Here is a 14,073-nt window from a genome sequence, read left to right as displayed (position 1 = left end):
CGCGCCGTGGACGAACCGTACGCGGCAGCGGGTTGCGCGGTCGCGCGCCGTCGCGGCGGCCCGCCCTCCGGCGGTGCGGGCCACGGGCGGCGGGCCGCGGGCCCGACGGCGTACGGCACCGGGCCCCGACTGTGTGGTCGGGGCCCGGTGCCGTACGCGGGGTGCGCGGGCGACGGGGTCAGTAGATCCCGCCGTAGTAGCTGCCGATCGTCCGCTGGTAGTCGGGGTCGTCGGTGTGCCGTTCCCGGACGTATTCGGGCGAGTTCTTCACCTCGTCCTTCGTCCGGTTCACCCACACCGTCCGCTCCCCGCTGTCCACGCGCCGGATCGTGCCGGCCGGGAGCAGCACCTCGCGGCCGAAGATCCACGGGCCGGTGTCGACCACGATGTGCGCGGAGTCGACCTCCGCGGTGTGCCGGTCGACCTTGCCGATGTGGCCGTCCTCGGCCTCGACCCGGTAGCCCGTCAGGTCCGTGCCCGGGGTGTAGCCCTCGGCGTTGCCGTAGCCCCACAGTCCGCTGGTCACAACTGCCTCCTCGTCGAACGGGGTTCCGTCTTCGTGGTACGGCTGTCGGCTGCCCCGGTCCGGCCGGAGCATGCCACCCGGGACGGCACTTTCCGGCCGGAGCGCCGTCGTGGCGGCTCCGGCGCCGCCGCCGGGGCCGGAGCGCTGACAGCCGTTCGACAGGGCCGACAGCGGTCTGTCGGCGGCATGCCGGTGGCCGCCGGAACCGTGGGTGCCGAGCCGTCCGGCGAACCGCCGTGGCCGCTGTCACCAGCAAGGGAGTCCCGATCAGCATGTCGTCCGCAGCCGCACCCGCCCCCACGCCGGCACCCTTCTCCCCGCCCTGGAACGTCCGGCGCCTGCCGCGGGCCGACGGCAGCGTCTTCCTGGTCACCGGCGGCAACGCCGGCATCGGGTACTTCGTCGCGGAGCAGTTGTCGTCGACCGGGGCGACCGTCGTCCTGGGGAGCCGGAACCCCGCGAAGGCCGCGGACGCCGTGGCGTCGATCCGCGCCCGTGTCGTCGGCGCCCGGGTGCGGGCCGCGCGGCTGGACCTCGCCGACCTCCCGTCGCTGCGATCCGCCGCGGAAGCACTGGAGGTGGAACGCCTCGACGCGGTGGTCCACAACGCCGGCGTCGCGCTCGACGATCCGCCGCGCGAGGAGACCGGGGACGGCCACGAGCTGATGTTCGGCACGAACCACCTCGGGCACTTCGCGCTGACCCGGTGGCTGATGCCGCTGCTGTCGGCCGCGCCGGCGGCCCGCGTCGTGACCACGGGCAGTTTCGCGGCGAAGTCCGAGCGGCTCGACCTGGACGACCTGCAGTCCCTCGGGGACTACCGGCCCAAGCGCAGCTACGGGCGTTCCAAGCTGGCCCAGATGTACTTCGGCCTCGAACTCGACCGCCGCCTGCGCGCCGTCGGCAGCACCGTGGCGAGCGTGGTGGTCCATCCCGGCGGCGCACTGGACTCCCTCACCCCGTCCCGGCCGCCGGTCCACGTGCGGACGGCCGGCGCACGGCTGGGCGCGACACCCGCGGCCCTGCTCGTCCAGGGCAAGCACGCCGGTGCGTGGCCCGCGGTCCGGGCGGTGCTCGACCCGGCCGTGCGCGGGGGCCAGCTGTGGGGACCGCGGGTCCTCGGCCTGCGCGGCGAACCCCGGCGCGAACGGCTGTGGCAGCACCTCGCCGACACCACCGTCGCGGCACGGCTGTGGGACGCGAGCCGTGACCTGACCGGCGTCGACCCGGCCGATCCCGCCGGCGTCCGCGGCCTTCCCGGGTAGCCCCGGACGGTCGGACGGTCCGGGCTACCTCGGACGGTCGGACGGTCCGGGCCACCCCGGACGGTCCCGGCGCGGGGCGGCACGGGACGGCGTTCCCGGCAGGCCGCTGCTACGCGACCTTGCCGGTGCTGCCGGCACCGTACTGGGTGATCCGGTCCCCGATGTGCACGCTCTCCACCGTGACCCGGAACTCCGCCTGGGGGTTCTCGATGGCCTCGTTGATCAGGTCCGACAGCTGCCGGACCTGGGCGGCGTCCCGGCTCGCGACGGCGGTGTCGGCCGAGCTGGACGTCTCGATGACCAGCTGGTGCAGGACGGGAGCCCGCAGCCCCTTCACGAGCACGGCCACGAGCACGGCGAGGCCGAGGACGAGCACCAGGCCGCTGAAGGAGTCGCTGAAGTTCTTGGCGATCAGGACGACGACCGGCAGGGCGACGACCCCGCCGAGGAAGCCCTTGACGGGCGCGAAGCGGTTCGGGACCACCTCGCGCATGCGGGTGCGGGCGATGTTCCTCAGCGGGTAGGAGTCGTCGCCCACCCTGAGCACGCGGTTGCTGACGCTGACGTCGACGGTGTTGCTCTTGCCGGCCACCTGGGCCCCCAGTCGTGAGTGGCCTCGCCGGGTGCGAGGGAGCGGCACGATAACAACGGGCGGCTGCTCCGGGCGAAATGATCTGTACCGGAATTGACGCCCGGTCATTTCAGCTGACCACAGCTCCCGTCAGGTCCCGTATCCCGGTGCCGCCGTCGGGTTCCGTTCGTTCACCGACCGTGTCCGCTCCTCCACCGGCCGGTGCCTGCTGGAGGAGCGGGGAGCGCCGGAAACCGGGGAGCGCCGGAAACCGGGGAGCGCCGGAGGCGCCGGGTCCGGCAGGATGGCCTGATGCTCTCCTCCTCCCGCGCTCAGCGGTCCCTCCCGCGCCGCACCGCGCGCACGGGCCTCGCGCGACCGCCCCGGGCCGCCGCCACGGCCACGGCCGCCGTCCCCGTCGCTGTCGCCGTCGGGTGCCCGGCTACCGAAGGGCCGTGACGTGCTGCCCTACGTCTACCGGGTCACCAAGTACGACCCCGCGGACCGCGACGAGCGGGGCGTCTACACCGGAGCGGAGGAGTCGGTCAGCGACCACGGACCGGTCGAGGCCGCCTACCTCGCGGCCGTCGCCGCCTTCGCCGAGGACAGCGGCGTGCGGCAGCTCTCGATCCGTGAGCCTCAGGTCGCGACGGGTTTCGTGCACTTCGGCCTGGAGCCGCCGGTCGACGGCGGCGGTCTCGCGGGACTCTTCCCGCCGGACCTGACCGGCTTCCACGACGGGGCGCCGGTGTCGGTGCCGGTCGGCCTGGAACTGGTGCGGGCCATGCTCCGCGACAACGGCGCCTGGTGCAGCCTGGAGGTCGAGGACACCTTCTCCGTGCACGTCGGCTGGGACCAGTACGTCTACGTGGGCAGCAACGTGCCCTGTGACGGGGCGGTGGCGCGGGCCCGCGCACTGGGGCTGTTCCCGGAACCGGTGGACGCCTCCCCGTACGAGGGGGACTTCGACGAGCCGGGCGAACAGCGCCCCGCCGACGACGACTTCTGGGCCCGGGTGCGCTGGTGCGTGGAGACGCGCGAGGCGGCGCTCCTGGAGGAGATGCACGTCCTCAACGACTCCCGCTGGCACCGGCTCGACGAGGGCGGGATCGACGAGGTTCGGGCCCGGCTGGCCCCGCGGGCCCGACTGGCGGTCTGGCCGGACCTGTCCACCGACGTCGCCGCGGTCCTGGCCGCCCTCCCCGACGACGGCCTGGTCGAACTCGTCCGGGAGGACCGGGACGGCCGGATCACCGGCGCGGTCGCCGACGAGAGCGGGTTCACGGAACTGGCCGCGCGGGCCCGTGACGCGCGGGCCGCCGCCCTGCTGTCCTGCTACGTCGACGAGCGCAGCCCGCTGTTCACTGCCGTGCTGCCCGACGCCGACGGCGTCCTGCGCGCCCGGTGGCGCACCGATCCGGCCCCGGGCGACCGGGACTGGGCCCTCCTGCGGACGCTGCGCCGCGGCGGGACCGTGACCGGCACCGTCACCGGGATCGCCGACTCCGGTGTCACGTCCGTCGACATCGGCGGCTTCACCGCGACGATCGGCGCCCCCGGACCGGCGGCGTGCGCGGCCGACCACTGCTGCGGGGCCGTCGCGGTCGGCCGGCGGATCACGGCGGAGGTCCTGGACGTCGACCTGGTGCGGCACCGCGTCGCACTCTCGTGCCCGCGCACCCGCGCGGCCCGCCCGCACGAGGACCACCGCGATGCCTGACACCGCGCCGGACCCGCGGCGCACGGACCCCGCCTGTGCCTCTGCCGACCCGGCCCGTACGTCCGCCGTCCCGGCCCGTACCTCCCCCGACCCTGACCGGACCCGTGCCGAGCGCGACCCGGCCCGGCGCGAGCTCGACGATCTGCGGTCCGCCCTGTGCGAGGCGCTCGACCTCACCCGCAGGGGCACCGGGCCCGCGGGCCCGGCCGTCCCCGGCACCCCCACCGACCGGGAGATCGTCGCCGCCGTGGTGCGGCTGCGGCTGGAGATCGATGCCCTCAAGCAGCCGAGCGACGGCACCGACCCCCGGTGGTCGCGGATCGACTACCTGATCCTGGAGGGCCGCCGGATCCAGGCACTGCAACGGATCCGGGACGAGTTCGGCGGCGGTCTCCACGACGGGTTCGAGCTGCTGAACAGCCGCTCCCTGCGCCTGCGGGAGGAGCGTCCGGACGACTTCACGTCCGTCGAGTGGCAGGGGTTCTCGTAGGGGCCGTGTACCACCGGGGCGCCCGTGTTCCGCCCGCCCGTCACACGCCGACGGGTGAGGCGCCGTCGCCGCCGGTCGCGCCTTCGGTCGCGCCGTCGTTCGTCCTGCCGCCCGCCGTCTCGGGCCGGCCGGGCCACCAGAAGTGCCGGCCGGTGAGCAGGACGAGCGCGGGGACGAGGACGGTGCGCACCAGCAGCGTGTCCAGGAGGACGCCGATGCCGACGATGACCCCGATCTGGGTGAGGGTGATCAGCGGAAGGACGCCGAGGACGGCGAACACGGCGGCCAGCAGGATGCCGGCGCTGGTGATGACGCCGCCGGTGGAGGCGAGGGCGCGTCGTACGGCGGTGCGGGTGTCGTGGCCGGCGACGGTGTCCTCGCGGGTGCGGGCGATCAGGAAGATGTTGTAGTCGACGCCGAGGGCGACGAGGAACAGGAAGGACAGCAGCGGGACGTTGGTGTCCAGGGCCGGGAAGTCGTAGACGGTGCGGAACAGCAGCCAACTCGCGCCGAGGGCGGCGAAGTAGGAGGCGATGACGGTCGCGACGAGCAGTAGGGGCGCGACGAGGGCGCGCAGGAGGGCGACGAGGACGAGCAGGACGATGGTGAGGACGAGCGGCACGACGACGCGGGTGTCGTGGGCGTTGGCCTGCGCGGTGTCGTAGGCCTCGGCGGTCGCTCCGCCGACCGCGGCGTCGGCGCCGGGGAGGGCTGCCACGCGGTCCCGCAGGGCGCGGACGGCGCGGTCGGAGTCGGCGGTTCCGGGGGCCGCGGTCAGGACGACGTCGGCGCGGGCGTACCGATCGGTGCGGGCGGTGGGCGTGACGGAGGCGACGCCGGGGACCAGGCGGGCCGCGTCGGCGACGGTCTCGCCCGTGGCGGCCGTGGAGACGAGGGTCAGCGGGGCGGCGGCTCCGGCGGGCCGGACGGCGGCGAGGGTGCGCTGGCCGAGGACGGCTTCGGGGGTGCTGCGGAAGGAGTCGGCCTGGGCGAGCCCGGTGCGCAGGCCGAGCGCGCCGGAGGCGAGCAGGAGCAGGACGGCGGTGCCGCCGACGGCGACCAGGGCGGGGCGGGCCGCGACGGCCCGCCCGATGCGTGACCACGGGCCGCGGCGGTCGGCGGTGACGGGCTCCCCGACCTTGGGGACGAACGGCCAGAACAGTCGGCGTCCGGGCAGGACGAGGGCGGCGGGCAGGACGACGAGGCCGAACAGCATCGCGGTGAGGATGCCGACGGCGCCGGCGAAGCCGAGGCCGCGGTTGTTGGTGAGTTCGGCGGCGAGCAGGGTGAGCAGGCTCAGGACGACGGTGGTGCCGCTGGCCAGGACGGCGGGGGCGGTGCCGCGCCAGGCGCGGGCCATGGCGGTGAAGCGGTCGTCGGTGAGGTGGAGCTCGTCCCGGTAGCGGGAGACGAGCAGGAGGGCGTAGTCGGTGCCGGCGCCGAAGACCAGGACGGACAGGATGCCCGCGGCCGAGGCGTCGACCCGGACGCCGGCGTGCGGGGCGAGGACGCCGACGAGGACGCTCGCCAAGCGGTCGCCGGCGCCGACGACGGCCAGGGGGACGAGCCACAGCAGCGGGCTGCGGTAGGTGACGAGCAACAGGACGGCGACGACGGAGGCGGTGGCGATCAGCAGGTCGGTGTCGGCCCCGGCGAAGACCTTGCCGATGTCGGCGCGGATCGCGGGCGCGCCGGTCACCTGGGCGCGCAGCGGTGCCGGCAGGTGTTCGGAGGCGGTGCGGCGGATCCGCTCCACGGTGGCGCTGTTGTCGCTGTCGCCCGCCCCGGTGGGGAGCAGGACGGCGACGGTGGCGACCTCGTCCCGCACGGTCTCGGGCCTCGACGCGCCGGGGACCAGGCCCAGTGGGGCCAGGGCTTGGGCGCGTGCGGCGATGGCGGTCTGCTGGTCCGGGGTGAGGGGGCTGCCGTCGCCGTTGCTGTAGACGACGATCGCGGGGGCGGCCGTGCCGGTGGGGAAGGTCCTGAGGATCTCCGCGACGCGGGCCGACTGGGCGGAGGCGGGCAGTGCGGCCCCGGTGGTCCTGGTCGTGGTGGCGCCGTTGGGGCCGAGTGCGAAGGCGGCGGCCAGTCCGATGAGGGTGAGCAACAGGACGAGCCAGGCCGTGGTGCGGGGCCGCCCGGGCGCGTGCGGGCGGTCGCCGGCCGGGCCGGCGGGGCCACCCCGGCCGGCCGGGGGGTGTGTGGGGCTGGGGTGCAGGGACACGTCGCTCGCCCTCTGTATCGTGACGCCATATCGTTAAGTTACTTAGCGAGTTCTACCGTGTCAGACTTGTCGACATGGCGCAACACGCAGCATCCGGAGCCGACGGGGAGTCGGATTCCCGTACCACCCGCCGGGCCGCGGCGGCCGGCGCACCCGCGGGGGACGAGCTGTCGGAGGTGTTGCGGGACGTCCTGACCCTCACCCAGCTGGCCCGCGCGGCGCTCGCCGAGCGGCTCGGCATGCCGCTGACGAACGTCGAAGCCGTCGAGCACGTCGTCATGGCGCAGGGCGCCGGTGAACCGATCGGTCCGGTCGAACTCTCCCGACGCCTCGGAGTCACCAGCGCCGCCGGCACCCAGTCCGTCAACCGCCTCGTCGCCGAAGGCCACATGACCCGCGGGCCGCACCCGCGCGACGGCCGCCGCCAGGTGCTCGACGTCACCCGGGCCGGCCGCGACCACGTCATGGGCGAACTCGCGCCCCTGCTCGGCTCGCTCGTGCACGCCTCCGACGGCATGAGCCCGCAGGAACGCGCGGCCGCCCAGCGCTACCTCGGCCGGGTGGCAGCCGCCTACCGCGCCTACCTCGACCGCGACGACCCAAACCGCGGCGACCCGGACGGCGGAGACCCGGACCGCGCCCGCCCGTGAGGGCACGGACGGGCCGCGGCACACCGGCCGGCGCGGACGCCGACCCGGGTGTCCCGGCCGAGCCAGTGCCTGCGGCGCAGGGTGAACTCGGCGGGGCCGGCGGCGGCCGGGTTGTAGGTGTCCGCGTGGATCCAGCCGCGGCCCGGCGCGGCTGTCGCGTTCAGGCCGGGGCCGAGCGCGGAGTGCTCGCGCCGGCCGTCCCTGGGGGTGGCGGGGATGAACGGGCCGCCGATGTCGCCGTAGGCCATCGCGCTCATGATGCAGTACGGGTGCGCGCAGCCCCCGTAGTCCTCCCCGGGATCCTTGAAGGCCCGATCGCCGAAGGAGTGCGTCAGGCCCAGGGCGTGGCCCAACTCGTGGGCGAGGAAGTCGAATCGGTTGCCTGACCGGGTCACGATGCCGTGGTGCCTGCGGTGCCGGGAGGTGGCGGTGGTCGACCCGCCGTTCGACGGGTAGCCGTCCCGGAGGCCCAGCACCACGACGACCACGTCGAAGGGCGAGAAGTCGGTGTTCCGGTCGTCCTCCATCGCGCGGATCACCCTGTGGACCGTCGTCTCCCGGTCGGACGGGTCGGGGGCCGGATCCTCGAAGAGCGCCCGGTCGAACACCTCTCCGTCGAACGGCATGTCGTGGGCGGTCTGTTTGAGCCAGTACGCCGCCTGTCCGTGCGTGGGGCTGAAGAGGCAGGAGACGTGCCAGGGGGCGTCACCCTGGAGGTCGAGCGGCTTCCCGGCGGGAAACTCGGTGAGCAGCACGGCGGTTCGGACGACGGGCACGATCGCTCTCCCTCATGCGCGGGGCGGCCGTGGTCGGCTCCGCGGCCCTCGACCCTCTCGGCCGAGCGCAACTGTCGCACGGGCGAGGGTCATTGGGTTCGCACCGGAACCGTCCGGCGTGTCGTCGGGGCGCCGTCCGTACGGTGCGGTCCGTACGGGACGGTGCGGTCCGTGCGGGATGGCGCGGTCCCGTGCGGGACGGTCCGGTCCGTGCGGGACAGTGCGGTGTTCCCCGGCGTGGCGGTGCCGACGGACGGGCGGGCGGCCGGGGTCAGCCGGTGCGCGTGCCGGGCCAGCCGTTGTCGAGCAGGTCGAAGACCCGGGCGAGGGCGGCGTCGGGGTCCTGCGTGCCGCGGACGAGGACGGGCGCCTCCAGGGCGAAGTGGGCCAGCGCCCGGCAGCCCGGGTCGTCTGCGGCCAGTCCGGCGTCGTCGGCGATCGCGGCGGCCAGGGCGTGCTCGTGCCGCAGCCACATCCGGCGGGCGTACTCGCGCAGCGCGGGGGTGGTGTCGATCAGGCGGAGGAAGTCGTCGAACCCGGGGTCGGCGTGGACCGTCCGGGATTGTGCGCCGAGCAGCATCCGGTGCAGGGCCTGCGGGACGGTCAGATCGGCGGGGCGCTCGCGGACCGCCGCGACCAGGGCCGCCTCGCGGTCCACGTCCTGGTCGAAGACCAGGGCCTCCTTGCCGTCGGGGAAGTGCTTGAAGAGCGTCGTCACCGAGACGTCGGCCGCGTCGGCGATCTCCCGCACCCCGACCTCGTCGTAGCCCCGTTCGGTGAACAGCCGCAGTGCCGCGTCCGCGAGGGACTGGCGGGTGGCTGCCTTCTTGCGCTCTCGGCGCCCCATCTCGCTCACCGGGCCACCCTATCGCGTTCGTGGATCGAATCATAAAGTTGAGCTGTTACGCTTTTTTAGCGGTTGCACCTAAAGGGTGTCGCCGTGACCCATGCGCGACCCGTTCGCGACCCCGTTCGCGAACCGCGCCACCCGACGGAGGGGAAGATCCCGATGACGAACAGCACACCCCGGATCTGCGTAGTCGGCGGCGGGCCCGCCGGCCTGACCTGCGCCCGCGTCCTGCAAGGGCACGGCATCGAGGTCACCGTGTACGACGCCGACGACGCCGTGGACTCCCGCGACCCCGGCGGCACGCTCGACCTGCACGCCGACTCCGGACAGATCGCCCTCGCGGACGCCGGGCTGCTCGACGCCTTCACGGCACGAGCCCGGCCGGAGGGGCAGGCCAAGACCCGCCGCGACCACCACGGCACGGTGCTGGCGGAGTTCACCCCGCGCCCCGGCGACGAGGCCGCGCCCGAGATCGACCGCGGCCGGCTGCGCCGCCTGCTCTTCGACCACCTGCGGCCCGGCACCGTGCGCTGGGGCCACCGGCTCGTCCGCGTGACCCCGCTCGGTCACGGCGCGCACCGCCTGGAGTTCGCGGGCGGCACCACCGTGGAGGCCGACCTGGTGATCGGCGCCGACGGGGCCTGGTCGAAGGTCCGCCCCCTGGTCAGCGCCGCCGTCCCGCAGCACCTCGGGGTCTGCTTCCTGGACGCCCGCTACGACGACGTCGACTCCCGCCACCCCGACGTCGCCGGGATCGTCGGCGCCGGCCACATGTTCGCCAACGACAACGACGGCCGCGCCGTGATCCTCCAGCGCAACGGCGACGGCGTGGTCCGCGGCTACCTCGCGTTCCGCGCCGCACCGGACTGGCACGTCGGGGCCGGCGTCGACCTCACCGACCGGGAGAGCATCCGCGCCCACCTGGCGCGGGAGTTCGGCCACTGGTCGGCCGCCATGCGCACGCTGATCGTCCGCAACGACGGCGACTACGTGCCGAGGTCCTTCTCCGCGCTGCCCGCCCCGCTCGCCTGGGACCACGTCCCCGGGATCACCCTGATCGGCGACTCGGCCCACCTGATGGCGCCCTTCGGCGGGCACGGCGCCAACCTCGCGATGCTGGACGGCGCGGAGCTCGCGCACGCCGTCAGCCGGGCGGTCGGCCAAGGCGCGGCGGCCGGGCCCGACGCGGCGATCGGGCTCGACGCGGCGGTGGCCGGCTACGAGTCGGACATGTTCGCCCGCTCCGGAGCACTCGCCGTGAGCGCGAACGAGGCCCTGGTGCGCTTCTTCGCCACCACCGACGAGCCGGACCTGCCGCCGGACCAGGAACAGGAGCACCAGGACTACCTCGCCCGGGCACAGGCCTACCGGCAGGAGCGGGCCCGGCGGGCGGGGGAGCCGGGGGAGACGGGGGAGCGAACCGGCGCCTGAGGACCCCGGCGCGGGCACCGCCGTCCGCCCGGTCGGCGCCCGGGCGGACAGCGGGACCGGGGGAAGGCTTGGGGGCGGTGCCGGGGGAGGGGCGCGGACCCCGTCCCCGGCACCACCTGCCGGCCGTCAGCCGTCAGCGGTCAGCCGTCCTCCGGCGACGGCCCCGACCCGGTCCCGGCCGAGAGGTCCTCGATGAACCGCTTGAAGCGGCGCAGGTCGCCCCGGACCTGGACGCCGAGCACCCCCAGCTTGTCGGCGGCCTTCTCGGCCAGGCCGGTGGGCTGGAACACCATGGTCATCCGGACCCGGGTCCGGCTCGCGCCGAGCGGTTCGAAGTCGACCGTTCCGGTGTGCTTCACGCTCTCGCCGGTGGTGCGCCAGGCGACCCGTTCGTCGGGAACCCGCTCGACGATCTCTGTGTCGAACTCCCGGGACAGCCCGGCGATCCTGGTCCGCCAGTGGGCGTGGCGGTCGTCCAGCTGCCTGACCTGCTCCACGCCCTCCATGAACTTCGGGAAGTCCTCGAAGGTCGCCCACTGGTCGTAGACGACGCGGACGGGCACGTCCACGTCGATCGACTCCTCCACCGTGCTCATCGCCGCACCTCTCCACGCCGTCCTGTCGGCCCACCCGCCGGGCCCGGCGCCGAGGAGGGCGCCCGAGCGGGCGGTGTCCCTGCCAATCTGGGCCGTGCGCCGGGCGGCGGCAACCGGGAGGAGGGCGCGCCGAGAGGGCACGCCACGTGGACGGCCGGACGAGGACCAGCCGACGGGGCTCAGCCGACGGGGAGGCCGTTCGCCATGTCCCGGAAGCGGGCGGACGGCCGCATCATGCCGTTGTCGCCGACGTTCAGGTTCTCCAGCCAGCCGTCCCGGTACCAGAAGATCGACGAGGTCAGCGGGGCCGGATCGTTGATCTGGAGCTGCTTCGACACGTCGATCATGAACCGGATCGCGTTCAGTGACGAGCCGGTCCGGATGGGCGCCGCGCAGAACGCGTTGCTCGTCGGCAGGGTGACCAGGGCGCCGTAGGGCAGCTCGGCCACGCCCAGGGCGGTCTCCAGGCGCAGCGCCTGGGCGGCGCCGGGCCACACCCCGGTCCCGTTGACGGCGTAGAGGACGTCGCCGTTGGTCGCGTTGAACGACTGTCGGTTGAGCTGCTCGGTGGCCAGGTTGGCGAAGGCCCGCTCCCAGAGTTCCGCCCGGCTGACGCTCCACTGGTCGGCGGCGTGCTCGGCTATCGACAGGGCCTCGGTCTTCCCGCCCCGCTTCCCGCCGTTCACGCACAGGACGACCGACAGCTCGTCGTCGATCTGCCGGGCCATGGGGTCGGGGCCCAGGCCGCGGGTCGGGGTGACCAGGAGCCGGAGCCGGTCCCGGACCTCGAAGACCGAGATCGCGGCCAGTGCCTTGCACGGGCCGTGTTCGTCGCAGAGCGGCTTCGGAAGGTTCTTGCGATTGCCGAACAATGGCACAGGTGGCTCCCCCGGATCGGTGCGGTGGTCGGACCAAGGTCACAGCATCCCACCGGAGTTCGCCTCCGTCTCATGGATCATCCGATTCTCAGACTGCATCCGGACGGTGCGTCAGCCGACCGGAGGTTCCGCCGGTGCGCCCGCCGCATCCGGTACGGCCGACCGGCCCCGCGCTCCGACCGCGCCGGTCGCCGCCCGGCCCGCCGCCCGAAACGCACGATCGCCGCAGGTCAGCGAGTTCCGGTTCGCACCCGAGGAGTTTCGGCACCGATCGACTGATTTGTGATCACGGTTCGGCGACCTTTCGTCCGCGGGGGCCCCGATCGACCGTCCTGGTGTTCGAGCGGCGGTAGGTTGCGGAGTCACACACTCTTGATCGTCACGGGGGATTCACCATTTCCACTCAGTCCGCCGAGCTGCCCCACGGCGCCGAGCCCGCTGAACCTGTCGCACTCACCAAGCCCGCCGCGCCTGCTGAGCCCGCCCCTGCCGCAGCACCCGCCGGGCCCGCTGAGCCCGCCGCGCCTGCTGAGCCCGCCGATGCCGGCGCACCCGCCGCGCCCGAGGCCGCGGCCCCGGAGCTGCCCGGCTACGGCGAGGGGCAGCTCGGCTGCCAGTACTGCGGTTCCGTCCCCGCCGTGGGCGCGACCATCCGCGGGCACCTGGGCCTCATCGTGATCCTGAAGTACCTGAAGCGCCAGGGGCCGTTCTGCCGCAGCTGCGGCATCGCCACGCACCGCGAGATGACCTCCGACAGCCTCTGGCAGGGCTGGTGGGGCATTCCCTCGATGATCGTCAACCCGATCATCATGCTGATCAACATCCCGCAGCGGCTGAAGATCAACAAGCTGCCGGAGCCCGTGCCCGGCGCTCCGCGCCCGCCGATGGACCCCGGCAAGCCGGTGTACCTGCGGCCCACGATCCTGGGCGTGCTCATCCCGGTGATCCTGATCTCGCTGATCGTCTTCATCGAGAAGGGCGACCCCGAGTTCGCCAAGGCGGGCGACTGCATCCACAACAACAGTCCGGTCCTGGTGCCCGGCGCCGTCGACAAGAACCCCGACGTCATCGTGGTGCCCTGCTCCGACGCGCGGGCCGAGGCCCGCGTCGTGAGCCGCGAGGACGACACCGTCGACGGCGAGACCGTGTGCCGGAAGTACCCCGACGCCGACGGCTACTTCACCTACAAGCGGCGTGACGAGAAGTACACCCTCTGCCTGCACGGCCTGAACGCGAAGCCGGGCACGATCACCCTCCCGTAACGAGGCGCCCGGACCGGGGCCGCTCTCCCGCTCCGTCCGTCCGGGATCCGCACCGCGCCGCAGTGCGGATCCCGGCGTGCACCCGGCCGGACATCGCCGTCGCCCGCGTTCTCCCGTCGGTGACTATTCGAACCTGGTCCGCGGCGGCGCGCCCGGCCGGTACGAACTGCGGGCCGACGGGGTGTCGGGGCCGCTGCTGACGGTCGAGGTCACCGGCGAGCCCGTGGCGCCGCGAATGGAGCTGCCGGCCTCACCGGAGCGCCCTCCCCCGCCGCCGCCCCGCCGACGCGGAGTGCTCCGGCGGCCGGCCCGCGCAGGGCGGCCGTGGCACGGGGAGCATTCGCACGCCGAGCAGGCGCGACAATGGGATGGTGGTGCGCCACGGGCGGGATCGTCCACGAGCACGCGCCCGGCCGGAACCCCGCGCTCCGGCCGGCCGGAAGGGCCCGCCCGCCCGCCTGCCGCAATGCGACCTTTGAGGAGAAGAGAACACCTTGGCAACCGACTACGACGCCCCGCGCGACACCGGCGACGAGAGCAGCGACGACAGCATCGAGGCCCTGAAGAGCCAGCGCGACGACAAGCAGAGTTCCGCCGTCGACGTGGAGCCCGAGGCCGTCGAAGGGCTCGAACTCCCGGGCGCCGACCTCTCCGGGGAGGAGCTCACGGTCCGGGTCGTGCCCCTGCAGGCGGACGAGTTCACCTGCATGACCTGCTTCCTGGTCCACCACCGTGCCCAACTCGCCGGTGAGGACAAGAACGGTCAGCCCATCTGCCGGGACTGCGCGTCCTGAGCACGGCCGCTACGGCGGGGCCGGAGGCCGGCCCCGCCGT

The 14,073-nt window shown here is 74.1% G+C and carries 14 protein-coding genes; 7 read left to right on the top strand and 7 right to left on the bottom strand.

Going from position 1 to position 14,073, the window contains the following annotated elements:
• Nucleotides 1-178: 178 nt before the first annotated feature.
• Entirely contained in the window at nucleotides 179-526 is a 348-nt protein-coding gene (locus tag ACFV04_RS24310) for a PRC-barrel domain containing protein (RefSeq protein ID WP_380532145.1), read from the bottom strand.
• 272 nt (nucleotides 527-798) lie between these two features.
• On the opposite strand from ACFV04_RS24310, the gene ACFV04_RS24305 reads away from it, so the two are divergent.
• Nucleotides 799-1,791: an SDR family NAD(P)-dependent oxidoreductase gene (locus tag ACFV04_RS24305; RefSeq protein ID WP_380345746.1), complete on the top strand. Its 993-nt coding sequence runs from the start codon at nucleotides 799-801 to the stop codon at nucleotides 1,789-1,791.
• A gap of 109 nt (nucleotides 1,792-1,900) precedes the next feature.
• Here the strand turns inward: ACFV04_RS24305 and ACFV04_RS24300 are convergent, their stop codons facing one another.
• Complete coding sequence (locus tag ACFV04_RS24300; RefSeq protein WP_360262269.1) at nucleotides 1,901-2,383, bottom strand: DUF6232 family protein; 483 nt, start codon at nucleotides 2,381-2,383, stop codon at nucleotides 1,901-1,903.
• 439 nt (nucleotides 2,384-2,822) lie between these two features.
• Between ACFV04_RS24300 and ACFV04_RS24295 the strand changes: the two genes are divergently transcribed.
• Nucleotides 2,823-4,082, top strand: coding sequence for an RNA-binding protein (locus ACFV04_RS24295; RefSeq protein WP_380532141.1), 1,260 nt, complete (start codon nucleotides 2,823-2,825; stop codon nucleotides 4,080-4,082).
• Nucleotides 4,075-4,572, top strand: a complete 498-nt coding sequence (locus ACFV04_RS24290; RefSeq protein ID WP_380532138.1) for a hypothetical protein — start codon at nucleotides 4,075-4,077, stop codon at nucleotides 4,570-4,572. The genes ACFV04_RS24295 and ACFV04_RS24290 overlap by 8 nt, the downstream gene beginning before the upstream one ends.
• Nucleotides 4,573-4,612: 40 nt before the next feature.
• Here the strand turns inward: ACFV04_RS24290 and ACFV04_RS24285 are convergent, their stop codons facing one another.
• Entirely contained in the window at nucleotides 4,613-6,796 is a 2,184-nt protein-coding gene (locus ACFV04_RS24285) for an MMPL family transporter (protein WP_380532135.1), read from the bottom strand.
• Nucleotides 6,797-6,870: 74 nt separating this feature from the next.
• Between ACFV04_RS24285 and ACFV04_RS24280 the strand changes: the two genes are divergently transcribed.
• Nucleotides 6,871-7,446, top strand: coding sequence for a MarR family winged helix-turn-helix transcriptional regulator (locus tag ACFV04_RS24280; RefSeq protein ID WP_380532132.1), 576 nt, complete (start codon nucleotides 6,871-6,873; stop codon nucleotides 7,444-7,446).
• On the opposite strand, the gene ACFV04_RS24275 is transcribed toward ACFV04_RS24280, so the two are convergent.
• On the bottom strand, nucleotides 7,377-8,222 hold the full coding sequence (locus tag ACFV04_RS24275; protein ID WP_380532129.1) for a reprolysin-like metallopeptidase: 846 nt from the start codon (nucleotides 8,220-8,222) through the stop codon (nucleotides 7,377-7,379). The two genes, ACFV04_RS24280 and ACFV04_RS24275, sit on opposite strands and share 70 nt — an antisense overlap.
• A 271-nt stretch (nucleotides 8,223-8,493) precedes the next feature.
• Nucleotides 8,494-9,069, bottom strand: coding sequence for a TetR/AcrR family transcriptional regulator (locus ACFV04_RS24270; RefSeq protein WP_380532209.1), 576 nt, complete (start codon nucleotides 9,067-9,069; stop codon nucleotides 8,494-8,496).
• A 162-nt stretch (nucleotides 9,070-9,231) separates the two neighbouring features.
• On the opposite strand from ACFV04_RS24270, the gene ACFV04_RS24265 reads away from it, so the two are divergent.
• A complete protein-coding gene (locus ACFV04_RS24265) occupies nucleotides 9,232-10,503 on the top strand; it encodes an FAD-dependent oxidoreductase (protein ID WP_380345734.1) in 1,272 nt (423 codons plus the stop codon).
• A 140-nt stretch (nucleotides 10,504-10,643) separates the two neighbouring features.
• On the opposite strand, the gene ACFV04_RS24260 is transcribed toward ACFV04_RS24265, so the two are convergent.
• The gene (locus tag ACFV04_RS24260; RefSeq protein ID WP_380345733.1) at nucleotides 10,644-11,099 is read right to left on the bottom strand and encodes an SRPBCC family protein; all 456 of its coding nucleotides are present in this window, start codon (nucleotides 11,097-11,099) and stop codon (nucleotides 10,644-10,646) included.
• 179 nt (nucleotides 11,100-11,278) lie between these two features.
• Nucleotides 11,279-11,977, bottom strand: a complete 699-nt coding sequence (locus ACFV04_RS24255; protein WP_380532126.1) for a hypothetical protein — start codon at nucleotides 11,975-11,977, stop codon at nucleotides 11,279-11,281.
• 638 nt (nucleotides 11,978-12,615) lie between these two features.
• Here ACFV04_RS24255 and ACFV04_RS24250 point away from each other — a divergent pair.
• Both ACFV04_RS24250 and ACFV04_RS24245 read left to right on the top strand, forming a co-directional pair.
• Nucleotides 12,616-13,239 (top strand): hypothetical protein, encoded by a 624-nt coding sequence (locus ACFV04_RS24250; protein WP_380532124.1) that lies wholly within the window; start codon nucleotides 12,616-12,618, stop codon nucleotides 13,237-13,239.
• 494 nt (nucleotides 13,240-13,733) lie between these two features.
• Entirely contained in the window at nucleotides 13,734-14,033 is a 300-nt protein-coding gene (locus tag ACFV04_RS24245) for a DUF4193 domain-containing protein (RefSeq protein WP_360268914.1), read from the top strand.
• The last annotated feature ends 40 nt before the right edge of the window (nucleotides 14,034-14,073 follow it).

The organism is Kitasatospora sp. NPDC059599 (assembly GCF_042735125.1).
Lineage (GTDB): Bacteria > Actinomycetota > Actinomycetes > Streptomycetales > Streptomycetaceae > Kitasatospora.
This window is presented reverse-complemented; position numbering and strand designations above follow the sequence as displayed.